This window comes from uncultured Fibrobacter sp., assembly GCF_900316465.1.
In the GTDB taxonomy this organism is placed as follows: Bacteria; Fibrobacterota; Fibrobacteria; order Fibrobacterales; family Fibrobacteraceae; genus Fibrobacter.
In genome coordinates, this window is the sequence record NZ_ONDD01000018.1 from 58,842 (window position 1) to 81,630 (window position 22,789).

Annotated in this window: 19 protein-coding genes; 3 read left to right on the forward strand and 16 right to left on the reverse strand. The window is 51.6% G+C overall.

Annotated elements, in window-relative coordinates; all coding sequences use genetic code 11:
• Positions 1–7: 7 nt before the first annotated feature.
• Both nusA and rimP read right to left on the reverse strand, forming a co-directional pair.
• Positions 8–1,177 (reverse strand): transcription termination factor NusA, encoded by a 1,170-nt coding sequence (nusA, locus tag QZN53_RS08525; protein ID WP_163438587.1) that lies wholly within the window; start codon positions 1,175–1,177, stop codon positions 8–10.
• Between the two features lie 15 nt (positions 1,178–1,192).
• A complete protein-coding gene (gene rimP, locus QZN53_RS08530) occupies positions 1,193–1,639 on the reverse strand; it encodes a ribosome maturation factor RimP (protein ID WP_088627242.1) in 447 nt (148 codons plus the stop codon).
• Positions 1,640–1,884: 245 nt separating this feature from the next.
• Here rimP and QZN53_RS08535 point away from each other — a divergent pair, with 245 nt between their 5' ends.
• Positions 1,885–2,097, forward strand: coding sequence for a hypothetical protein (locus QZN53_RS08535; RefSeq protein WP_163438588.1), 213 nt, complete (start codon positions 1,885–1,887; stop codon positions 2,095–2,097).
• On the opposite strand, the gene QZN53_RS08540 is transcribed toward QZN53_RS08535, so the two are convergent.
• The 5 genes from QZN53_RS08540 to QZN53_RS08560 all read right to left on the reverse strand — a co-directional run bounded on the left by QZN53_RS08540 (position 2,098) and on the right by QZN53_RS08560 (position 6,915).
• Complete coding sequence (locus tag QZN53_RS08540) at positions 2,098–2,811, reverse strand: NUDIX domain-containing protein (RefSeq protein WP_163438589.1); 714 nt, start codon at positions 2,809–2,811, stop codon at positions 2,098–2,100.
• Positions 2,808–3,926 carry a hypothetical protein gene (locus QZN53_RS08545; protein ID WP_294652523.1) on the reverse strand — a complete coding sequence of 373 codons (1,119 nt, stop codon included), beginning with the start codon at positions 3,924–3,926 and terminating at the stop codon, positions 2,808–2,810. Before QZN53_RS08545 ends, QZN53_RS08540 begins: the two co-directional genes overlap by 4 nt.
• A 13-nt stretch (positions 3,927–3,939) precedes the next feature.
• Positions 3,940–4,860 carry a M23 family metallopeptidase gene (locus tag QZN53_RS08550; protein WP_163438590.1) on the reverse strand — a complete coding sequence of 307 codons (921 nt, stop codon included), beginning with the start codon at positions 4,858–4,860 and terminating at the stop codon, positions 3,940–3,942.
• A 4-nt stretch (positions 4,861–4,864) separates the two neighbouring features.
• The gene (locus QZN53_RS08555) at positions 4,865–5,539 is read right to left on the reverse strand and encodes an STAS domain-containing protein (protein ID WP_163438591.1); all 675 of its coding nucleotides are present in this window, start codon (positions 5,537–5,539) and stop codon (positions 4,865–4,867) included.
• A 92-nt stretch (positions 5,540–5,631) separates the two neighbouring features.
• Positions 5,632–6,915, reverse strand: a complete 1,284-nt coding sequence (locus QZN53_RS08560) for a hypothetical protein (protein WP_163438592.1) — start codon at positions 6,913–6,915, stop codon at positions 5,632–5,634.
• A gap of 58 nt (positions 6,916–6,973) precedes the next feature.
• Between QZN53_RS08560 and QZN53_RS08565 the strand changes: the two genes are divergently transcribed.
• Entirely contained in the window at positions 6,974–7,876 is a 903-nt protein-coding gene (locus QZN53_RS08565; RefSeq protein WP_163438593.1) for a tyrosine-type recombinase/integrase, read from the forward strand.
• 44 nt (positions 7,877–7,920) lie between these two features.
• On the opposite strand, the gene QZN53_RS08570 is transcribed toward QZN53_RS08565, so the two are convergent.
• Genes QZN53_RS08570 through QZN53_RS08580 form a run of 3 tightly spaced genes read right to left on the reverse strand, consistent with a single transcriptional unit; the run spans position 7,921 to position 11,598 of the window.
• The gene (locus QZN53_RS08570; RefSeq protein WP_163438594.1) at positions 7,921–9,051 is read right to left on the reverse strand and encodes a hypothetical protein; all 1,131 of its coding nucleotides are present in this window, start codon (positions 9,049–9,051) and stop codon (positions 7,921–7,923) included.
• An 8-nt stretch (positions 9,052–9,059) separates the two neighbouring features.
• A complete protein-coding gene (locus tag QZN53_RS08575; protein WP_163438595.1) occupies positions 9,060–10,235 on the reverse strand; it encodes a hypothetical protein in 1,176 nt (391 codons plus the stop codon).
• Positions 10,236–10,248: 13 nt separating this feature from the next.
• On the reverse strand, positions 10,249–11,598 hold the full coding sequence (locus QZN53_RS08580) for an MATE family efflux transporter (RefSeq protein ID WP_163438596.1): 1,350 nt from the start codon (positions 11,596–11,598) through the stop codon (positions 10,249–10,251).
• 123 nt (positions 11,599–11,721) lie between these two features.
• On the opposite strand from QZN53_RS08580, the gene ychF reads away from it, so the two are divergent.
• Entirely contained in the window at positions 11,722–12,819 is a 1,098-nt protein-coding gene (gene ychF / locus QZN53_RS08585) for a redox-regulated ATPase YchF (RefSeq protein ID WP_163438597.1), read from the forward strand.
• Between the two features lie 52 nt (positions 12,820–12,871).
• Here the strand turns inward: ychF and QZN53_RS08590 are convergent, their stop codons facing one another.
• The 6 genes from QZN53_RS08590 to QZN53_RS08615 form a co-directional block, all read right to left on the reverse strand.
• Positions 12,872–14,626 (reverse strand): hypothetical protein, encoded by a 1,755-nt coding sequence (locus QZN53_RS08590; RefSeq protein WP_163438598.1) that lies wholly within the window; start codon positions 14,624–14,626, stop codon positions 12,872–12,874.
• Between the two features lie 12 nt (positions 14,627–14,638).
• On the reverse strand, positions 14,639–15,196 hold the full coding sequence (locus QZN53_RS08595; protein ID WP_294652535.1) for a hypothetical protein: 558 nt from the start codon (positions 15,194–15,196) through the stop codon (positions 14,639–14,641).
• 11 nt (positions 15,197–15,207) lie between these two features.
• Positions 15,208–17,568: a formylglycine-generating enzyme family protein gene (locus QZN53_RS08600; RefSeq protein ID WP_163438600.1), complete on the reverse strand. Its 2,361-nt coding sequence runs from the start codon at positions 17,566–17,568 to the stop codon at positions 15,208–15,210.
• Between the two features lie 70 nt (positions 17,569–17,638).
• The gene (locus tag QZN53_RS08605) at positions 17,639–19,687 is read right to left on the reverse strand and encodes an ATP-binding cassette domain-containing protein (RefSeq protein WP_294652539.1); all 2,049 of its coding nucleotides are present in this window, start codon (positions 19,685–19,687) and stop codon (positions 17,639–17,641) included.
• A gap of 61 nt (positions 19,688–19,748) precedes the next feature.
• Positions 19,749–21,374: an L-lactate permease gene (locus QZN53_RS08610; protein ID WP_163438601.1), complete on the reverse strand. Its 1,626-nt coding sequence runs from the start codon at positions 21,372–21,374 to the stop codon at positions 19,749–19,751.
• 146 nt (positions 21,375–21,520) lie between these two features.
• A partial coding sequence (locus tag QZN53_RS08615) for an FAD-binding oxidoreductase (RefSeq protein ID WP_163438602.1) occupies positions 21,521–22,789 on the reverse strand: 1,269 nt, incomplete at its 5' end.

Consider the following 22,789-nt stretch of genomic DNA (forward strand, 5'->3'; position numbering starts at 1 on the left):
TAAAAAATTAGCGAGCAGCCTTACGGTTCTGGTTCAAATCGGCAGCGGACGGAGAGGTAATCTTAGCCTTCGTTTCGTCGTCCTTCTGGTTCCATTCGTTTTCACCGAACACGTCGAGGTTACGCTGCACAAGTTCTGCAGCGAGCTTCACGTTCTGGCCGTTCTTGCCAATTGCAAGTGCGAGGTTTTCATCGCTGATAATCACCACAGTGCGGCGGGTTTCAGGCACGTGAATCAGCTTGATCACGTTAGCCGGAGTAAGGGCACGCGTAATGAAGGTGTCCAGATCCGGATTCCACTGCACAATGTCAATGCGTTCGTTACCGAGTTCGCGCACAATCGTCTGCACGCGGGCACCCTTCATACCGACGCAAGCGCCGACCGGGTCAATCTTTTCGTCACGGGAATACACGGCAATCTTGGCGCGGAAACCCGGTTCGCGGGCAACGCCCTTGATTTCAACCGTACCTTCGTAAATTTCCGGAACTTCCTGACGGAAGAGTTCCTTGAGGAAGTCACCGTTAGCACGGGACAGCACCACCTGGGCACCGTTCTTGGAGGATTCTTCCACGCGGGCGATTACGGCCTTAATGGAGTTGCCCTGAGCCCAACGTTCGCGACGGATCTGTTCGCGAGCCGGAATCATAGCTTCGGTCTGCTTGCCAAGTTTCACGATAATGTTACTTTGTTCAAGGCGAAGCACTTCGCCGCTCACCATGGTACCGATACGGCTACGGTAGGTGTCCATGATCTTCTGACGTTCGGCATCGCGAATCTGCTGGTTCAAGAGCTGCTTTGCAGTCTGAATGGCCTGGCGACCGAATGCAGAGATAGGAATTTCCATTTCGAGGAAGTCACCCGGCTGAGCGTCTTCGTTAAAGTCGCGAGCTTCTTCGACCAGCATGTAACCCTTGTCGAGTTCTTCCACTTCGGCAGCGGTCATGTTCGGGTCGTAGTCCGGATAGTCATCGACAACGGCCACGCGCAAGAACACGTGCACTTCGTTGGTTTCCATGTCGAAATCCACATCGATTTTCTTTTCGATGTGCAAGTACTTGCGGGCCGCCGTGATCAGCGCTTCCTTCAGCGCGTTCAGCACAACGGAATCATCCATGTCCTTGGCTTCGACAACACCTTTCAGCACTTCGAGCAAGTTTACCTTCGGTTCGTTCTTCATAAAATGACCTTCCTATTATATTTGTACATCCACTTTTGCCACCAGCACTTCGCTGCGGGGCACAACCACGTCACCGGCATTGCCTTTAAGGGTGAGCGTCAAATTTTCTTCGTCTGCAGCAACGAGCTTGCCCGTAACAGGCTTACCGGTACTGCGGGTCACCCGCAAGAAACGTCCAATATTGCGGGTAAAATCGGCAACCGACTTGAGGGGGCGGTCTAGCCCCGGCGACGACACTTCCAAAGTGTAGGCACCTTCAATAATATCCGGATCGGCATCCAGGGCATCAGACAAGTGGCGGCTCACGTTAGAGCAGTCGTCAATTGTCACCCCTTCGGGCTTGTCTATGTATAGGCGCAGCGTCTTTCTCTTGCCTGCGCGGAACATGTCCTGTTCCACCAATGTAACGCCGGCAGCTTCGCATGCCTGGGCGATCAATGTATCCAATTTCTGGGCTACCAAATAGACCTCGTATAATAAACGGCGTTCGCATACGGCCCCGAAATCTGCTCATTTAAGCCTAAATCGAGTCCACGAACGTCAAGACAAACCAAATAGAGAAAATTTTTAGGGCCTAGGCAACCGGATTAACAGAAAATGAGGGCGAAAACGGACAATTAGAGATGTGAGATGTGGAATGTGAGATTAATTTCTCATTGCACATTTCACATTACTTCCTACTATTCTGTAATTACTACATTTGGCGCATGGCTTACGTACTTTTGATTCTCGCTACTCTAATCGGTCTTGCTGGTTGCGCCTACTTTTTGCGCAAGAACATTCTCATGATTCGCGAAAAGAATAAAAACGAGCCCAAGGCCTACAAGCGTAAATTGAATTACGTTCTTACAGGTCTCTGGTACGGCTACCTGACGATTTTCTTCTTAGGACTTACGATAAATAATATCGGAAACTGGTAATTAGCGTCTAGATTCCAGCCAGCGTTCGTACAAGAAGAGCGCTATAAAGTTCTTTCCATCGATAAATTCATGGGCGGCTTCTTCGTAAGGGAGCACCACCGTTTTAATCCATTCGATTTCTTCGGTGTATTCCTGGTCCTTGCCATCCATAGCCTTCAACTGTTCCGGAGTCACATCGCGTTCGATTGCATACAAACGAATGCGTTCGTCCAGAAGGCCGCAGCTGGCGGCAAAGCCGTCACTCTTGCCCTTGTACCAGAAATCCATGAGGTCGATCAGTTCGGAATCGTCGGCCTTAATCTGAGCTTCTTCTTCGAGTTCGCTCAAGGCCACCTTGCGGTAATCCCCCGTCCAGTCCAGAATGCCGGCCGGAATTTCGAGAGAAGCCTGTTCGCTAATGGCAAAACGCGGCTGCCTTACCAGCAACAAGTACTTTTTGCCTTCGCAACGCAGCACCACCAAAACGCCTACGGCATTACCGCGTACAAGAGCGATGCCATGCACCGGGCGGCCATCCGGAAGAGTTGCCGTCGCTTCGAGCTTAATGAATAACGGTTGCCTACCCTTGCGCAAAAAATCCACCGATGCAAAGTGGACCTTGGTCACCACAAACTTTTCTTGAGATTTTTCAAGCCATTCCTTGTAAATGCGGGATTCAAGGATAATCGGGCGATCCGCCTCGGCAATTTCGGGAGAATAGGAATATTCAATCATTTTTCTTTCGGGGCGTCCGGCGCAACCGTCGCCTTTTTCCAGATTTTATAGAGAAAGTCTAGAACAGTGACGCTGTCAGAATCAACAACCATCTTGTTGGTCGACAGGTTATAGACCATCCAATCTTTTTTAGAATTCGGACCGCAGAACGATTCGTCATCATCGGGCGTAAACAGTTCGCGAATAAAGCGGGCCTGTCCACCAACCTGGAAGGTATTAATCGTAAAGTAGCTGAACGTTCCGCATTCCGGAATCTTTTCGGTATAGTAAGTGCTATAATGCCAAATGGTATCGGGGCGTTCCTGCAGCTTACCAAGTTCCGTCGAATCGTTTTCCCACTTGGAATTGATGCAGTACACGGAATCGGAATCAGCACAAGCGTAATGCACCGGCACCAAGTTCGTATCGTTAATGTTCCATGAACTCGGATAAATGGTATCGGGCACAGTCTTTTTGCACATGTCCACACGGTGCGTGCAAGTAGACTTCATGGTACGCCAGTAGAACACACGCGGCGTAAGGGAATCGAGCACGCGCATCACCGTCGGAATTGTCTTTCCATGCTTTTTGTCTTTGGTACGCAGCGGGAATTCCTGCACATCCGCAAAAGCAGAATCCAGATACATTTCAAACGTATCTCTCAAAAGGCTTCCTCGACGAAGGATAATGGAATCCAGCGACGTGTCCGCATCGTTTTTCACCTTGATGACACCGATACCGGACATCTGCTTAGACGAAAGCAAAAGTTTGAGAGTCGTATCGGGGCGGTAATAAGGGGCGGCACAATCTTCGGCGGTCGCGTGAATCGAAAGCGTCGGCGCAATCCAAAGGACCGAATCTTCCTTGTCGTAATCCAGATTGATCGACTTCAAGGCGCAATTCGAGAACGTCCACATTTTTCCCATGTCCAGATACAGGGTATCCTTGGACAAGTGAATCGTCTTACCGGAATCGAGGCGAGCATAGGCAAAAAAGCCTTCGCCATCGTAGCTAAAGTCTTCTTTAGAAACATTCAGGGGACCGTCGGTGTCTTTTTCGCAGCCGGCAAAAAACACGACTGCAGACAAAATCCACAACAAAGCAAGACCCATGTATTTAGAGCGAAGACGGTTCATGAGACCAAAGGTATTAAAAACCGTTCAACTTTTCAAACGACGCAAGCGAATCAAGTGCGACAGGATGCGTCGAAGCGTAAAAATCGTTCCAACGCACGAACTGGCCATTCAAACGAACCGACAAAAAGAAGGTCGCACTATCTTTCGGAGAAAGCCTGCCCAGCACCGACTGCACGCCAACGGTATCACCCACCGACAAGGAATCGTTGGGGGCGCCCATGCCCAATGTTTTACTAGTCACGTTATAGCCATGGTCAATTTCAACAAAGTAACCAAGGGAATCATGACCCGTTTCGAGCACGCGCCCGGCAAGCACCGGATAAATCGGAGCCTCGCCGATACCGCTAAACACATCCATCGCAAGCAATGATTCCTGGCCTTCAAAATCAAAGCCTTCGTCAATCGAAAGCGCCGACCATTCCAACGGGAGTCTCGGGCACACACCAGGGAACTTACACCCCGTATTCTTGGACACCCATATGTAGCTGGAATCCGGTTTCATATAACGTAAATACACCGACTGCACGCTGTCTTCATGCACCACAAGTAACGCATTACCGAAATCTGCAATCGGGGCAATCCAGTGGAGTTTAGACTTTTCTGTCTTACGGAGAGAACCCACGTAACGCAAGAACGGGTTCGGCAAGCGCGAAACAGGAATGGAATCGACCAGCACCCATGAGCACTGCGCCAAGTTCTTTTTTATCGTGAACGGCTTGCCGCCATAAAGTTTGCAGCGGTAATCCCAGGTTTCAACCGGCTTTTCTTCTTCGTTGCCAGGAAGCGGCAACGCATTTGCAATTTTCGAGACGAATCCCGAAAAATAAGCCGTCAAAGCCGCCACGGCCACTAGCACGAGTCGGATTAACGGGAACTTATGTTGAGTATTAAAAGATTTGCGCTTACGTGTGTATTCTTGGAACTCGACAGGCATCGGACTAAAGGCTGAAAATCGCGATGGCACCGCCCACAGCAGCCAACAAAAGCAAGGCAACAATGATCACGGTCTTGGCCGAAGACGGTTCTTCGTCGAACGGAACATCGAGGCCCTTCTTCTTCGAATTTTCCGCCGGTTCTTCCTTGGCAATCGCATTGAAGCTCTTGGTAAACCTGCGGTGCTGACCGGTGCGACGATCCAAGTGTGCAGACGGAGCTCCTTCGATAGAGCCCATGGTGCTGCCCATGTTCTGCGATGCGACCGGAACCTGCTCGTCATGAGTCACTTCAATGACATCGGGTTCAGCAGCAGCCGGAGACTGAGCCTGCAACGAGAACGACATCAAGTCTTCTTCGTAAGCAAAGACCATGATGCTCTTGTCAAGACCAGCCTTTTTGAGGCCAACAAGAATCGTCTGGTTATTGGTAAGGACGGCAAAAATGCCCTTGCGGTCATCCATTTCCTGCTGGAACTGGATAAAGGCATTGTATGCGTCGCTATAGACAAAGTCGAGACCCGTCAAATCGACGGCCAAATACTTTTCGTCAGGCTTTTCAGCGAGAAGATCGCGAACATCTTTCTTAAACTGTTCGGCATCAAACGCCCCAATCGGGTTCAGGGGGGCGGACATCAAATCAAAAATTCCAACTTCGCGATAATTCTTTAATTGCGGCATGGTAAAAATATAGCCTAATTATAGTTCAACGTGTGCGACCTATCACCAAAAAATGCTCCTAAACTCGATAAAATCGCGGTTTCTGCCCCAAATTACTCTAAAACTTCGTCGTCAGTTTCGATGATGGCATTCTTAGCCGGAGCAGGAGCGGGCGACGAAGCGGCAGCCGGACTTTCGTTTTGAGCCTCGGGCGCGGCCTGGTCTTGCACAGATTCAGATGCCGGAGCGGACTGCTCGGAAGCGGTTTCTGTAGCACGAGAAGCTTCGTAGGGTTCGCGTTCCATATCCTCGTAAGAGGATTCGTCATCGGGTTCTTCAGTCAGGTTCTTGCTGCGGACCGGAGTTGCTTCCGGCGTGCCCGGCTTAGGCGCATGGCCAAACAAGTACGGGCTGATACTGACGCTCACGCGATGCACCGGAGAAAGCACCGGGTGCGATTCGAAAGCGTAGTCGACTTTTACAAATTTTGCAATAACAAGACCCGCACCCGCAGTCACGCTCTGGAGTGTGGTAAAGCTCGAAAGGCCCGCCCTGAGCGAAAGGCCGAAATCAAACGTATATTCGATACCGCCGCGACCACCCGACAGCCAATCCAGCGGATTTTCCCACACGCGCTTGCCGCGGGACTTGTCCATTTCGTAATCCAAGTCGCGAGCTTCGCGGTGCAAAAGTTCTGCGCCCTGCCAATACAGGTTCAACTTGCCATACAGGTAAGACACCGGAAGTCCATAACTGGCAGCGATATACAGCTCCGGAGAAGAATATTCGAACTCGCCCGATTCCCAACTGGTCGCCGAAGACGTCCAGCCCTTCAAGAGGGCAGACAAATAAAGTTCATCGACCGCATTAAAGCGAAGTCCGGCATCGCCGCGGAAACCCCAACCGGTCTGATCCATTTCACGGTAAAGGCCGTGGAATCCAATACCTAAGTCCAAGCGTTTCGTGAGCTTACGGCCAAAGGTTGCCGAGAATACCCAGTCCGCAATGGAAAGAGTATTGTAGTTGGATCCTTCTGGCAGAGGTTCGCCCTCTTTAATGTACGGGATATCGTCGGCACCGAATCTGGAAAAAGAAATTCCTAAACCCTGACCTGCACCCAGCGGCACCACCGCCGAAGCGTAGTCATACTTTGTATCCTCATAGTATTCGGTATGCGAAAAAGAAGCCCACGCATAATTCACATTTGCAAGCTGATAGGGGTTGGACATGAGCCCCAGGTAATCGCCATCGACGGCCATCGTCGCAGAACCCAAAGCGGCAGAACGCGCACCCGGTTCAATATCCAAGGTCGCATTCGCACCAACCACACGATCGGCGGCAAAAGAACTCGCAACAGCAATTAAAGCAATACAAACAGAATTTTTCGCTAATGTCATACTTTGCCCCTCAAGATAGATTATTTTTGTTTCGCAGACCAGTAAAAAAGCATTTTAAATGAACCTTTCGGAACACATCGAGCAATATTTGAGCTACATCGCGGACCGGCGACGTTTTTCGCCGCGTACCATAGACACCTACCGCAAGTCGCTCACAAAATTTTTGGAACATCTCGGCGAAGGTTCTAGCGTTTTTCCGCTCAACGCATTTTCGGAGTCCAGCATCAAGACCTTCGTGTGGGACTTGAAGATGAAGCAGAAACTTGCCCCCACAAGCATTTGCGAACACCTGGCCGCCTTAAAGAGTTTTGGCAAGTACCTGGTCAAGAGCAAGATTCTTGAAAAGAATCCCGCCGAAAACGTTCCCATGCCCAAGCGCCCTAAACGCTTGGTGAATGTTCTTGGGCAAAAGGATTTGGCCGAAGAAAAATTCCCGGACATTCCAAACCCCACACTCCAGCAAGTACGTGCAAGGATCCTGCTTGAACTTATCTACGGTTCAGGACTGCGCATTTCGGAATGCCAGAACCTCACCTGGGACCGCATCGACACAAGCGCAAAGCTTGTGCGCATTCTCGGCAAGGGCAACAAGGAACGAATCGTTCCACTGACAGAAAGCTTTATCGACCGCATCGCAAATTACAAACAAATGCAAATGCAGGCAGGGCACCTGCCGACCGCCACAGGCTACGTATTCTTAAGCGAAGATGGCAAGCCTTTCGGCCTGCGCACGCTCCGAAACGACATCCAGCACCTGCTGCGCGAAATCGGCTGGGAAGGCAAAGCCAGCCCGCACGTGCTACGCCATAGCTTTGCGACGCACCTGCTCGAAAATGGCGCCGAGATTATGAGCGTAAAAGAGATGCTCGGTCATTCGAACATCTCCACCACTCAGGTTTATACTCATGTAAATGCAGAACGCCTGCGAGCTGCCTTCAAAAAGACGCACCCGCGAGCTTAGACAAAAAGAACGGCTCTTCAAGCCGCTCAATTTCACATTTTCAATTAGAAGAAGCTTCCCTTGATGCCGACAGCGATAGTCCACTGCTGACCGAAATCGGACCAGTCAGGAGTATCCCACTTGCGCATGGGGCTTTCGTCGTATTCGTCGTCGGGGTCAGCCGCATTGCTCTTGTCGTGCAACGGCAAGGAGACTGCGAGGAACACCGGGAAGTCCGCGTTCGAGAATTCGATGCCGTAGGCAAAAGCCACAGACCAAGCCTGATGATCGGGGTCGGGGCGCGGGTCGTAAGTTCCGACCTTTTCGGAATTAATCCAAGCGACGCCGAGCGGCACGGAGAAATTCACGCCGAAGCTCTGCACGATTCCCGGACGGCCACGATAGCCGTAAGCGATGGAACCGCCCACAGAAGGCGGAGTGTAGGCGCCCAAATCGTTTTCGCCATAAGGCTTAAAGCGGTATTCAAAGCGGTCGCCCTTATGTTCCATGTCCTTCCAGTAAGAATCGTTGAATTCGTTCTCGCCCGAAATCAAGTGCATGGCAAACGGGTGCGTGTAGCTGAGGCCGTAAAGCCAAATACCCTTGTCGGTATCGCGGCTATAATCCCAGCCCACCGTAAGCGAATAAAGGCCCGAGCCCTTCTGGAAGCTGCTCGGCAAAAGTTCCTTGCCGGAATCAGTACCGCGCTTGATGTCATACTGACCTGTCGGAATGGAGAGACTTGCAGACAGCGATGCGGCTCCACCACTACCGATTGTCTTGCTAAAGTCAATAGACACATCGCCCACGCCGCCCGTGGTGCGATCTGCCGGAATCTGGTTACTGCGGTACTGCACTTCGCCGCTATGGCTTGTCCACGGAATAGACACACCGAGCTTGGTTGACCACGTAGGCTTGATAGACAGATGCGGAGTAAACGAGACGCCCGTAAAATTCTGACCGACCGTGTACTTGGTAAACGCTTCGACTTCAAGGTAACCGCCAGAAACACCCTGGCCAATCCACTTGATACCATCGCCAGAACCGCCACCGGAGCCACCAGCGCCGCAGCCACCAATAGACTGCCACGGAGTCGCCACATCTACAGGCGAATTAAAACCGGCATAAAACGCGCCACCTGCCACAGCAGCCAAGGCAACGCCAGACAAAATCCCGCTAAATAAATTCTTCTTCATCTTTTACCTCACGGGAGTTTCAGCAAATAACCATTGTTCGCACCGGTCGCCAAGAAGAAGCCATCTGGCGAGCGACCACCAATCATCGGGATCGAGGCAATTTCTTTAGCATTGTCCACCCATTCAAACGCAAGATCTGCAGGGGCATTGGCAGCCAACTTGATTTCACGCATCACCGTACGGCCAGCGCTACCATTTTGCACCGACGCATCAGACAAATCATTCTTGTTCACGTACTGCGAACCTTGCGGGAATTCCGCCCACACCACAAAAAGACGGCCAGCAAAAGTAAACCAGTGCGGCTGAACCGGCTCAGAAATCATACCGGAAGTTTTTTCGATTTCAAACGGAGTGGCATCCTTCGAAAGTTCTTGAATAAAGGAGCGCCAACCCGTCATCGAAGGGTTGATGACGTTATAGACCACATAATTGCCATCCGGCGAAATCATGGGGCTATCCATCATCCAGCCATCGACACCAGACGGTTTCTTGAGCGTAACAGCCTTTTTGGTTCCGCCATTGGCGTAGTCCACAAATACAATCTGGTCTTTCTTGTTCACATAGACCAGGCGCACCTCATTGGTGCCAAAGAAGCCTTCGATCTTGGAATCATCTGCCGAAGAATCGCGCACGGCATCGGGGTTCACCCACAAGTGCGGAGTGGCAAATTCGCTAATGTCCTTGTCGTAGAAGAAGAACTGTTTTTTGTCGGACATGCGAGCAGCAAAGATTCCGTAGTCCAAAATATCCGTGCAAGACTTGCTGCCTTTAGCCATAAAGCCTCTAAGGGCAACGACATAATTCGGGTGCGTACTCCATTCCGGGTCCTGGAACTGGCAATCGCCCGCTTCGGTATCGCGCATCAAGTACCAAAGAATCTTACCCGACGTATCGGACACCGAAAGACGGTCATGCTGCACCACCTTCGAAGTCGTGTACACCGAATCGGGGGCTTCTACATTCAGCTTGCCGCCAAAGTTCAGCCAAAGCATTGCTGCCGGATAATTTTCAGGATCCTGGGAAACGGAAGGGTTGCAAATTTGCTTGCCACCGTTCACCGCAAAAATCGAACCCGTGTCAGTTTTTTCATTGGAGGTTTCAGACTCCGTAAACTGTTCCGGCTCGTAAACGCAAGCCGAAAGGGCTAATACAAAAGATAAAGCAGTAAGGCTAAAGTAACGCATCGTCCGAAATATACTAAAACTTGATACGCTTCACGTGGTAGAAATAGATTCCCATAATCACAGATATCGTAAGAATCCAGCTTATCGGGTATACAACCATCAACGAAGCGAAAGATTTGTACTGGGGGAACACGAAAATCACCCAGAGAATACGGATTCCGCATACGCCCACCATGCAGGTAAGGGCCGGAGCCAGAGACTTGCCCATTCCCGAAAGCGCCCCCGAGAATACATCCAGGAACACGTTAATGGCCAAGAGTCCCACCACCACGTACATACGGATAGAACCGATTTCAATGATTTCGGCGTTTGACGTAAACACGCTCAGCATGGGTTTGGCAAAAATGCAGCAGAGCGCACTCAGCACGATTGTAGAAGAGCAGCCCAGCAGGAGCGTCCAGCGGACCGTTCGGCGGCAGCGTTCCATATTCTTCGCGCCATAGTTTTGCCCGACAAAGGTAACGCACGCCTGAGAAAAGGAACTGAGCCAGTAATACACCACGAATTCATAGTTCAGCGCCACGGCCGAAGCTGCCACCGTGGCAGAACCGAGGCTATTGATAGCAGACTGCAAGCATACATTGCTAAACGAGAACACGACGCCGCGAAGCCCTGTCGGAATTCCTACTCGTAGAATGCGGCTCAAGAAGAAGGGCGTCACGCGAAGTTTCCAGAATTCCAGCTTGAATGGCCCCACCTCATGCAACAGAAGGTAGAACAAAGTAACGCCACTGATGACATTTGCAATCACGGTTGCAATGGCAACGCCCGACACGCCCATGTCAAAGCCTGCTACCAGAATTAGGTTCAGCACCACATTCACCGCACCCGCCACCATAAGCGCATAAAGCGGGCGCTTTGTATCGCCCTTGCTACGCAAGACCGCCGACACAAAGTTGTAGACCATCACAAAGGGCATGCCCGCAAAATAGATTTGCAGGTAACGCACCGCCATGTCCAACACGTCTGCCGGAGTTGAAATCAACTCAAGAATCGGCCTTGCAAAAAAGATACCTACAAAAGAAAGGAATATTCCGCTAAAGAAAGCGACCATCACCGACGTATGCACGCTACGGGTCACGGAACGGTAACTGCGCTCGCCAATGGAATTGGCCACCACCACGTTCGCCCCGACGGAAAGGCCAACGAACAAGTTGATTAGCAAGTTGATGACGAAGGTGTTCGCCCCCACGGCGGCCAAAGCCTTGTCGCCCGCGAACTGTCCCACCACGGCAACGTCTGCCAAGTTGAACATCTGCTGGAAAATGCTGCTCAAGGCAATAGGAATGGCAAACCTCAGGATTTTTCTCCCGAGGGGCCCATTCAGCATATCTATGTTCGTCTTTGATGAGAGCCCTGCCATACCATACCTTAAAAACGGGCGTAAATTTAGATTTTCATGGGACTGCCTCCAAGGGCATTTTTCTACCTTTACATCGCAAAAAAACGTGCGGCAGACATGTAGCCGCCAAAACTGGAGATTATCATGGGTTTTAAATGCGGTATCGTAGGCCTCCCCAACGTGGGCAAGTCCACCATCTTTAACGCCATCACCAACGCCGGCGCAGAAGCAGCCAACTATCCGTTCTGCACCATCGAACCGAACGTGGGTATGGTGAGCGTGCCGGACAGCCGCCTCGACGAACTGGTCAAGGTATACAATCCGAAATCCATCGTTCCCGCCGTTACAGAATTTGTGGACATTGCAGGCCTTGTAAAGGGAGCTGCCCAGGGCGAAGGCCTCGGCAACCAGTTCCTGACCCACATCCGTGAATGCGAAGCCATCATGGAAGTCATCCGCTGCTTCGACGACGAAAACATCGTGCACGTGCACGGCAGCGTAGACCCGGTCCGCGACGTGGAAATCATCGAAACCGAACTGATTTTGAAGGACCTCGACTCTGTCGAAAAGCGCCTCGCTACCGAAGCCAAGGCCGCCCGCATGGGTGGTGCCGAAGCCAAGGCCCGCCTCGCCGCATGCGAAAAGCTCCGCGACGCCTTCCAGGAAGGCAAGGCCGCCCGCACCGTGATGCACGACAGCGAAGAAATGGAACTCATCGTGAAGGATTTGGCCCTGCTGACCGCAAAGCCGCTCTTCTACTGCGCAAACGTGAAGGAAGACGACATCCTCACCGGTAACGCCTACGTGGACCAGCTGAAGGAATACGCCGCCAAGAACGGCCACGAAGTCATCATGATCAGCGGCAAGATCGAAGAAGAACTCTCTGCCATGGAACCCGCCGACAAGGCCGAATTTCTCAAGGAACTCGGCATGAAGGAATCGGGCCTCGACGCCGTGGTGCGCAAGGGCTACGAAATCCTCGGTCTGCGCACCTTCTTTACTGCAGGCGAAAAGGAATGCCGCGCTTGGACGTTCCATGCAGGCTACAAGGCCCCTCAGTGCGCAGGCGTGATTCACACCGACTTCGAACGCGGCTTCATTCGCGCCGAAACATTGAGCTACAGCGACTTCCTGAAGCATGGCAGCTGGAATGCCGCCAAGGAAGCAGGCCTCGTCCGCACCGAAGGCAAGGACTACGTGGTACAGGATGGCGACATCATGTACTTCCTGTTCAACGTGTAATCGCGATTACGATATCATTAAAAAAAACTCGCCCCCAGAGGCGAGTTTTTTTTTATTTATCCTGAATACAGAGGGTTTGTACCATAGGATACAAATCCTTGGGACATTCTACAACGCGCGATGTCTTTTCTTTCATAACGACTCCGTCCATCGCGGTTTCGTAGCAATATTGCGTTTCGGAATCCTTTTCGGTACTTGTCCAAAACACATCCGCATATATTTTATAACTCTTTGAGCAATTAGCTTTCCCGTTAGGCGCAAAGTACCAGATTATCGGGGCGTCGTTCCGGAATTCAAGCGTGGATGTTCCATATTTCAAGTTGCTTATAAGCTCCGTCGTATCGGGAATATGGTAGCCCCTAGGGCATGACACCTTGGCCGTTTCGTAATCCATATAGACGCCATCCTTATAGCGTACCACAGACACGTTGGAATCTTCCACTTCAAAGGTGTAACCACCGCAACGGCAATCCTGACTGATGCGTTCTTTCCATCCCGCATAAAAATCACCGAACGAGGAACTCACATCTTGAATTGAATTCAGCAAAACAGTATCGGTTCCAAGTTCCCCGTGCAGGAATATCTGCCGGCTCCGCGTACTCGCTTCATAGTCAACGCCGTCAATAGCCACATGCGTCAGGACAAAATTATATTGGCCTCCATTAATTACGATATTAAAGCGGTATTCGATTCCGTCAATAGTCACCGTATACGTGGAAGTTCCCAGGCTCTGCCCCGCGATTTTTTCTCTATCAAAGGACAGGGGTAAAAGGTAGGTGGGCCACGGTTCCACAATGATTCTCATCCAATCTTCCACCCCATCCACATTTGCGCACCCAAAGAATGCGCTATCCGCTTCGCTCCAGTGAAGAATCTTGTTGGAAATCGTATCGCAGGTTCCAAGGCTATCTTTATATCTGTACGGGCCAGATTCGACACCCTTCATCAAGCGCCAAGCATTTGTTGTTTCGCAGACATAATAATCTTTGCCATACACTTCCATCGTATTGAACAAATCCTCTTTACAGATTTTCCCCTCTTTTTCTGGCGGCAGCAAAGAAGTTTCATCAACCTTCGTCCATTTTAAATACCAGTACTCGCATTCATAATAAGTTCCGTCATAAAGAACTTTCAGATTGGCTGTTTCTCTTGTACATTGTTCTTCAATAAAAGAGAATTCGGTTTCAGAGCTATCTTTCTGCATTTCGCTGGAGCTGCTCATGGAAGAGGAACTCTGCGCAGGCTGCGACATTTTTTCACTTGACGATGAACTTTCCATCGAGGACTCTGAACTCGCCGGCAAGGAACTGGAGCTTTCTTCAACTGGCCTCGGGCTCTTTTTTAAATAATAGGCCACGCCATCTTCTTCTTTGCAAAGGCAATCATCAAACGTCCAATCATTCAAAGAGGCCACCCAGGGTTCGAAATCGCCGTCACTTCCAATCCTATGCTTGCACCCGGAGATATCGGTCCAAATAGACTTATTCCCGCTTTCCGTGGTGATTCGCATATTGATGCGATTACTGGATTTGCTGTAACTCGAAGACACACAGTTTGCAAAGAACGCAAACATATCGCGCATGTACATCGACATGTAGTTGCAGAGTTCATCTACGATGTAACTGCTGTCGGAAATTTCAGTAGTCCAGGAATCATCTTCCGTAATGCCATACTTGTCATGGCAATATGCGGTATTGTCATAGGTCGGAGCGGAATCATACGGGGTTTCAGATGAACTGGAGCTGGAATCTTCAGAGCATGCCACAATAAAGAGCGCAAGAGCTCCTACCATCAACAAAGCTTTCATTGGCTTATTCCTTTACGCCGCTTTTTTCTTCGCGGCGCGTTTCGCCTTGAGTTCTTCAACAATCGGGCGGATGATTGTCGCGAGGTTCATCGCGGTTCCTATCAGAATCATGAAGGAGGCCGCATGAATGCCAATGCCGGGTTCCACCTTCAAGAGCGAAACACCCATGGCAGAATTGATTTGCCCGAGTTTCGAGAGGAAAAACCAGAGCGAGACCATCGTCAGCATGCCCATGGTAATCGAGCCTAGCGGAGTGATTAACGCGAACAAGCCTGCAATCACGGCCCCCGCAAGAATCACATAGAGGAACGGAACCGGTTCCATTTGCGGGAAATGCGGCATCGTCTGCCGGAACTTTTCCATGGCACTCGGGTTACCCGTTTCCATTTTTTCAAGAATACCCAGAGCAGGCTGTTTCAGTTCCTGATGCAAATCAAGACCCGAGGCGAGCTCATAAAGCGTAGGTTCGGCAATCACGTCGTCGGCGCAAGAAACATTGGCCAACGGCATGAACAAAGCAACAATAACAAGCAGATACGGAATTGCCGTAAGCTTTTTAAATAGACGCATTCCTTTAAACATTATTTTCCTTCAAAAAGATCCCTGGGGAATGCGCAACGGAAACCGATGGCATCAGACCAGTAACGCGGATCTTCATCATCACGTTCAGTCAGGTTCAGCAGACTTTCTTTGTCTTTCCAGGAACCACCCTTGTACACCTTAGAAGACCCCATCATGGCGCCCGTCGGATTAGAAGATTCTACCCAGACAGAGAACATGAAGTACTTGTCGCGAGTCCATTCGGCAACGTTGCCCGACATATCGAAGATACCCCAGGCATTGGACTTCTTGGTGCTTACCGGCTGCGGACCGTATGCAGGGTTCTTCTTGCCCAGACTATAGGAGTTCGCCTTGTAAATGGCGTACACACCCGGATCCGGGTTTTCGTCGAGGTTCCAAAGAGCGCCTTCGTTGTTGTCGGCGCGGCCAGCAAATTCCCATTGGGCTTCGGTCGGCAGGTCGCCACCGATAGCCTTACAGAAGGCTTGAGCATCGTTCCATGTAATGTTGTGCACCGGATGACGGGCACCCGTAAAGGAAGAACGATCCTTAATGCGCTTCGTAGAATCAATCTTGGCCATCACGTCTTTGAAGAACTGCTGAGTCACTTCAGTCGTGTGGATGGCATACGGAGACAAGGCAACGACCTTGCCCTTGTAACGGAAGGTACCAGAATCAATCAAGGCCACCGTTCCACGGTCGCGGTCACGAATGACGCGCGGAACCTTCATGGAAACATCAAGGGAAGCCCCGTTGTCGTCCACCTTAATGGTCTTAGCTTGGGGTTCCTGCACCTTATGGGCTTCTTCTTCAATCGGGCGATTCAGCCATTCCTGAACTTCGGGCTCGTCAAAAATGTACGACGGAAGTTCAAAGGAACCATGGCTCGCGACCGGCTTGTCCTTCACGACCAATTCAAACTTTTGATAGCGGTAATGATGGCGACCTTTCAAGTCTCCTTCATGGTAAATCCACACCGGCTTATTTCTTTCGATAGAGAAAAAGGCACGAGAGGGAGTTCCCTTAAGCAAGACCAATAGCGAATCTGCAGTATAGCCTTCGGCATTGCCCACCCAGGAAACATCATAGCGGTCACCCTGACGGCCATAGTTAATGCGAACAGCCTTCATTTTGCAGACACGCTTTGTCTTCGGTGCAGGCGGTTCAGCCGGAGCAGCCACAGAATCCTTAGCGCTAGAGTCCTTGGCAGCCACCTTTTTAGCATTAGCCTTAGCAATGGAATCCTGTTTCAGCGCAGCCAAGGTTGCGGCAGAATCAATCACCTCTTCGCAGGCGTTTTCGTCGTAAACCGGGTCAATAGCAGTCGGCACGAGCGACACGCGGTGCGGAAGGGCCTGCAAACTATCAATTTTACGGCGAAGGGCGACATTTACGGCACTTGCAGAACCCATCCTGTTCATGCGCCAGTAAAGTTTGGCTTCTTCACGCTTGCCGTTGTAACGTTTGCGGTACTTAATATAGACGCTGTCATCGGAAGACACCCCGAGAAGCAGGGGCTTGCGAATTGGCGGATAAATCTTGTCAAATTCGTTCGTGTCGACTTTTTCAACCGTGGTCTGGACTTCACGAGAAAGGACATCGAACAGGTGTTCGGTTTCTTCGAGAGTCTTGGCAACGGCAACCGCATGCAAGGTGACAGAGGTCGTAGCCTTCACCTTGGAGGCCGTATCTACAACCGGCAATTGCGGTTTAAGCTCAACCATAGAGCCACCCGGAACAGAAATGGCATCCACATACGGCAGGTAATTCGGAGCCGAAAGCGAGAACGCATACATACCCGGGTTAAGCGGATAAACCAAAGACGGAACTTCCTTCATGGGCACAGAAATCGAAATCGCTTCGAGGCCCTTAATGTCGGACTTGATAGAAATAATGCCCGGGCGTTCCGTTTCCTGAATCATCTGCCACTGACCATTTTTTCTAAAGTAAAGCTTCGGCACACGCGGAGAATAAAGGTATTCCTTATCAAAATAGATGTCTGCTTCGTCCTGGAAAGCCCTGGAGGTTTGAGAGCCATAGAAACGCAACAGCATTACTTCAGCAGGTTTCAGGTAGTTTTCAGCCAAACTAAAAGCATGGAGTCTTTCAAAATTCTTGACATCAACGGGACCGGAGAACCAGAGATATTCCTTAGGCCCCTTCTTGTGGCGCATGAACATGATGTTCGGGCGCAGCGGAACCATCGGAGATTCCGACAAGATCATTTTTTCCTTCTTGACAATCGCCATATTGGCGACAGGCTCCATCAAGACGCCTTCCTTGAACATAGTCGGAGCAATCCTGAAATTCTTGTCACTGTCCGCTGCCCAAATCAGAATCGGCAACAGCAACAAAAGCGGAAGCATACGTTTAAAGGACATATTTTCTCCTGTTTACATTTCTAAACGAAATATAAAAACATTTCTTTTTCCGCTCACATTGGCAGCGGTTTTAGTTCTGATTTGCCCCCATTTTGAGCAAATGACCACCTTCCGCGCCACCAACAGGCCCAAGTTCCACTTTCCAGTCCGAAAGGCGAATAATATCGGGGTGGTGTTCGATGACTATAACCGTATCACCGCGGGCAGAAAGTTTGCGCAACATGTTCCAGAGAATCTGAATGTCTTTGAGGTGGAGTCCCGTAGTCGGCTCGTCGAGCAGGTAAACCATTTCTTGGGCGGGCTTGCGGGCAAGTTCCGCCGCCAATTTCAAGCGCTGGGATTCGCCGCCGCTGAGGGTGGTGACAGATTGTCCGAGTTTCACGTACGGGAGGCCCACATCGCGCAAGCATTCCAGCTTCGGCAAGATTTTCGGCTGGTCCTTGAAGAACTCGCAGGCTTCGGCCACGCGCATGTCGAGCACGTCGGCGATATTCTTGCCCTTGAAAGTCACGGTAAGCGTTTCCTGATTGTAGCGCTTGCCGCCGCAGACATCGCAGACTTCCCACACGTCCGAAAGGAAGTGCATTTCGACCGAGATGGCGCCGCGACCTTCGCAGGCCTCGCAGCGGCCGCGAGCCAAGTTGTAACTGAAGCGCCCGTAGTCGAAGCCTTTCAACTTGGCTTGCGGCAGTTTGGCGAATAGCTTGCGTATGTCGTCAAACACGCCCGTGAAACTCGCGGGCGTGCTGCGAGGAGTTCCCGAAATCGGGCTTTGGTCAACCAAAAGAACTTCGCCGTTCTGCTTCTTGCGACCGCGAGCCTGAAATTTCTTCTTGAGGCGCGGGTAAATTTCGTCCATGACCATGGAACTCTTGCCCGAGCCAGACACACCGCAAACCACGCTGATGGCGCCCTTCGGGAACTTTACAGACAAATTCTTAAGGTTGTTGTGATTCAACTTTTCGAATTCGTAGAATTCCGTGGAATCGGTAATGGGCTTCGCCGCAATCTCGTTTGCCATCGGGATGGTATGCGTCAGGTACTTGACCGTTTCGCTGCGAGGGAACTGTTGCAGGGCATAAGGCTTGGAAAGCTGTTCCGGAGAACCTTCGGCAACGACCTCGCCACCGAACTCGCCTGCCGCCGGGCCCATATCGATAATATGGTCCGCCGCCTGCATCATCTTCATGTCATGTTCCACCACCACGAGCGTATTGCCGAGGTCGCGCAGGCGGTAAAGCGTATTGAGGAGCATGGCGGTATCGCTTTCATGCAAGCCCACCGTGGGTTCGTCAAGCACATAAAGCACGCCTTCGAGACCACTACCGATCTGGCTCGCCAGGCGAATACGCTGGGATTCACCGCCTGAAAGCGTGTCGCCCGCACGATCGAGACCGATGTAACCGAGGCCTACACCCTTGAGAAAGTTCAAGCGGCCCACAATTTCGCGGAGCAAGGGTTCGGCGACCGTCATCTTACCATCAGGATTTTTATCCTTCCCGAAGTTGTCGCGTTTGAAGTTTTCATTGCTGAACCATTCGAGCGCCTGGGCGATGCTCATGTGGTTCACATCCATGATGTTCTTGTCGCCGATGCGGACCGCCAGATATTCCGGTTTCAAGCGTTCGCCATGGCAATCCGGGCAAACTTCGCCATCCTTAAAGTGACCGAGGCCAAGGCAAGTTTCGCAGGCGCCCCAGTGCGTGTTGAAACTGAAATGCTTGGGGTTCAGTGCTGAATCCATGTACCAGCCGCAATCGGGGCAGCCCGGTTTTTCGGAGCACGCGAGGCGTCCACCCTTCTCGTCTTCTACATACAGGATTCCGTTGCCGTCGCGGTAGCCGCGTTCAAAGGCTTCTACCAGGCGTGCGCGGTTTTCTTCCTTGACCACGACCGTATCGACGACGGCGAACAATTGCTTTTCGCGGGTCGGAATTTTCGGCAACGGGAGTTCCACGAGTTTGTCGCCGAGGTAAACCTTGCGATAGCCTTTTTCCGTGAGAATCTTGGAAAGCTTAAGCACATCCTTGATTTCAAACGGGGCAAGCACCGTGACCTTCTTATTCAAGTCGCGGTCGAAGGCGTATTGCATCAGGTCGCCCGCGCTGTACGAAGACACTGGCTTCCCGCATTTCAGGCAATGCGGGGTGCCGACCCTCGCCCAGAAAATGCGGAAGTAGTCATAGATTTCGGTGAGGGTCGCGACCGTACTGCGCGGGCTCTTGCTCGCACGGCAGCACCAGCCACAACACCAGGTAGACTAACGCGGCACCGCCGAAGGTAACCAGGCACAGCACGCCCGCCACGACGACAAATACTACGCAGTACTTGATCGCTCTTGAGAGGATCGTGCTCTCCTGACCGGTAAGGCCCGCGCTGGCTGCGCCGATGGCGATACCCTGAGGGGAGATCATCTTGCCGATGCCCGCGCCGCAGGTATTGGACGCCACGAGCCAGGAGGGATCAGATCCGATCGCGGCTGCGGTCTCAGCCTGCATGGGTCCGAAGAGGACGCAGGTAGATGTGCCGCTGCCGGTGACGAAGCCGCCGAGGGTTCCGATCAGAGGAGAGATAAACGGGAAGTACTTGCCGGTAGCAGTTACCAGGAAGGCCGCGATGTCAGGCGTCATACCCGCGTATCCCATGATCTTGGCAGTTGCGAGAACACTCATGATCGTGACTATTGTCTTGACATTGTTCTTAACAGTTCTTCCAAACACGCTCAGCAGTGTGTTAACAGAAGCTCCCTGGATCAGTCCGCCGATCACGGCAGAGATGATGATGATCACGCCGGGAGTGTTGACCCAGGCAAAAGTCAGCTTGGAATCGGGATTCCCCAGATAAATGTGGAAGCTGCTCTTGATCGCTGACAGGGGCTGCTTGATGAAAGGAACAAGACTTGTCAGAACGAGCAGGACAAAGATCAGAAGGAAAGGCGCCCATGCGATAACTGCCTCCTTCAGAGTCAGAGATCCTTCAGAATCCGCGCTCTGTGTAGCCTTCGCCCTGTACTCCTCGGGCACTTCGCCCTTTCTCATCCTCGCAAAGACCACGATGGCGACCATGCTGCAGATCGCGCCGATGATATCCGGAAGCTCCGGTCCCACAAAAGTTGCAAAGATAAACATGGGAAGGAGGAAGGATACAAGCGCGACGATGATCATGCCGATCATCCCCTTAAAGGCCTTAAAGCCTTTTCCAATAATGAATATCAGGAAGAAGGGCAGCATAGCGAAGATCAACAGCTCTATTTTGGCAGTGTCTCCCGAGAGCTTGACCACATCGAGCCCGGTGATATTGGAGATTGTGGTAGTAGGGACACCTACGGAGCCAAAGGCTGTGGGCATCGAATTGACCACAAGACAGCCTACTACGACCGGAAGGGGCTCCATGCCGAGGGCGATCAGGATTCCTGCAGGGATCGCGACTGCGGTTCCGAATCCTGCCATGCCTTCCATGAAGTGGCCGAAAGCCCACGCGATCAAAAGAGCGAGGACGCGCTGGTCCGTCGAGACGCTCGCCAACATCTTCTTGATCTTCTCCATTGCGCCGGTTTCAAGACTGAGGTTATACGTAAACAGCGCCGCGACAATGACAAGGCAGATCGGCCACAGCGCGTTGAGGGCTCCTTCGAGCGCCGCAGTGAGCATGAAGACCGGATTGAACTTCCAGATCGCGACAGATTCGATCGCTGTGATGATAACAGTAATAATGCAGGCTTTGTAGCCCGGCATTTTCAAGACGCTGAGAGCGACCATAAGCCAGATGATCGGAGCCAGTGCAAGAATAAAGTGAACAAACTGCATTGTTTTTCTCCTTTGCTTGAAAAGAAAAGCGGTGCACGCGCAGTTACACCGCTTTTCTGTCCGGAGTTCTCTTTTGTGAGTGCTTCCGGTAACGGATAAGTATATTCACCTCCGCCATTCAAGGCGGGAACTCCCAATCGCTCCGATCAGCGAACCTTGTAGCATACCTTGCCAGGGTTCAGGATCATCTTAGGATCAAAGACCTGCTTGATGCCTTCCATGATGCGCATCTGGGCATCGCCGGAGAAGTCCGCGAGGAATTCCATCTTGCCGTGTCCGATTCCGTGCTCGCCGGAGATCAGGCCGCCCATTTCCGCTGCCTTCGCGTAGATGTCTTTCATGAAGACTTCGACGTCTTTCTTAAATGTTGCCTCATCAACAGTGTCATCTCCGCATGCGTAGATGTGAAGGTTGCCGTCGCCTGCATGGCCGAAGCTCTTGATCTTGAAGCAGTATCTGTCCTCTGTGGACTTGACGTACTTAAGATACTCCGCGATCTTGGTCACGGGAACAACGACGTCGCACTCGTCAAGCCATGTTGTCTCAGCTTCGATCGCCTCGAGGAAGGAAGAACGCGCTGCCCATGCGTCGCGCTTCTTGGCGGGGGAATCCGCTACAAGAACGTCGATGGCGCCCTCTTCGAGGACCACTTCCGCCGCCTTCTCTACCAAGTCATTGAGCTGGTCGAAATCGTCTCCGTCGAATGTCACGAGCAGATATGCGCCGACTTCCACACCGCCGAAGGACTTGGGGAAAGTCTCTCTTCCGATGAATCTCTCGGAAGCAAGGACGATCTCTCTCTCCATAAACTCGACAGCCTGAGGATTCAGACGGTTCTTCATGAAAAGCGGAACTGTCGCAATGCAGTCGTCGAGGTTCTCGAAAGGAATGATCAGGGATACTGTCTCCTTCGGAGCAGGGATGACTTTCAGCGTGAGCTCTGTGATGATTCCGAGAGTTCCTTCGGAACCGATCATCAGATGAAGCAGGGAATAACCTGTACTGGTCTTGGAAACTGTAGCGCCGAGCTTGATGATCTCACCTGTAGGAAGTACTACGGTCATAGCGCGCACATAATCTCTTGTGCAGCCGTACTTGACAGCGCGCATGCCGCCTGCGTTGGTCGATACGTTTCCGCCCAGTGTCGCAAACTTCTCACCCGGATCCGGGGGATAAAGGAGGCCTCTGCCAAGAGCGTCCTCAGCCAGATCGTGCAGAAGGACTCCGGGCTGTACGCGGACGACGAAATTATCCTCATCGTACTCCAGAATCTTGTTCATCTTCTGCATGTCGATCATGACACCGCCGTGAATAGCGACAGACGCTCCTGTCAGGCCGGTACCGGCACCGCGAGGGATGATTGGGATATTATTATCATAGCAGAGTTTCGCGATAGCTGCGATATCTTCTGTCGT

Coding starts and splice junctions, on each gene's coding strand:
- nusA (WP_163438587.1), bottom strand. CDS start 1,177: ATGAAGAACGAACCGAAGGTAAACTTGCTCGAAGTGCTGAAAGGTGTT.
- QZN53_RS08535 (WP_163438588.1), top strand. CDS start 1,885: ATGGCTTACGTACTTTTGATTCTCGCTACTCTAATCGGTCTTGCTGGT.
- QZN53_RS08540 (WP_163438589.1), bottom strand. CDS start 2,811: ATGATTGAATATTCCTATTCTCCCGAAATTGCCGAGGCGGATCGCCCG.
- QZN53_RS08545 (WP_294652523.1), bottom strand. CDS start 3,926: ATGAACCGTCTTCGCTCTAAATACATGGGTCTTGCTTTGTTGTGGATT.
- QZN53_RS08550 (WP_163438590.1), bottom strand. CDS start 4,860: ATGCCTGTCGAGTTCCAAGAATACACACGTAAGCGCAAATCTTTTAAT.
- QZN53_RS08555 (WP_163438591.1), bottom strand. CDS start 5,539: ATGCCGCAATTAAAGAATTATCGCGAAGTTGGAATTTTTGATTTGATG.
- QZN53_RS08560 (WP_163438592.1), bottom strand. CDS start 6,915: ATGACATTAGCGAAAAATTCTGTTTGTATTGCTTTAATTGCTGTTGCG.
- QZN53_RS08565 (WP_163438593.1), top strand. CDS start 6,974: ATGAACCTTTCGGAACACATCGAGCAATATTTGAGCTACATCGCGGAC.
- QZN53_RS08570 (WP_163438594.1), bottom strand. CDS start 9,051: ATGAAGAAGAATTTATTTAGCGGGATTTTGTCTGGCGTTGCCTTGGCT.
- QZN53_RS08575 (WP_163438595.1), bottom strand. CDS start 10,235: ATGCGTTACTTTAGCCTTACTGCTTTATCTTTTGTATTAGCCCTTTCG.
- QZN53_RS08580 (WP_163438596.1), bottom strand. CDS start 11,598: ATGGCAGGGCTCTCATCAAAGACGAACATAGATATGCTGAATGGGCCC.
- ychF (WP_163438597.1), top strand. CDS start 11,722: ATGGGTTTTAAATGCGGTATCGTAGGCCTCCCCAACGTGGGCAAGTCC.
- QZN53_RS08590 (WP_163438598.1), bottom strand. CDS start 14,626: ATGAAAGCTTTGTTGATGGTAGGAGCTCTTGCGCTCTTTATTGTGGCA.
- QZN53_RS08595 (WP_294652535.1), bottom strand. CDS start 15,196: ATGCGTCTATTTAAAAAGCTTACGGCAATTCCGTATCTGCTTGTTATT.
- QZN53_RS08600 (WP_163438600.1), bottom strand. CDS start 17,568: ATGTCCTTTAAACGTATGCTTCCGCTTTTGTTGCTGTTGCCGATTCTG.
- QZN53_RS08610 (WP_163438601.1), bottom strand. CDS start 21,374: ATGCAGTTTGTTCACTTTATTCTTGCACTGGCTCCGATCATCTGGCTT.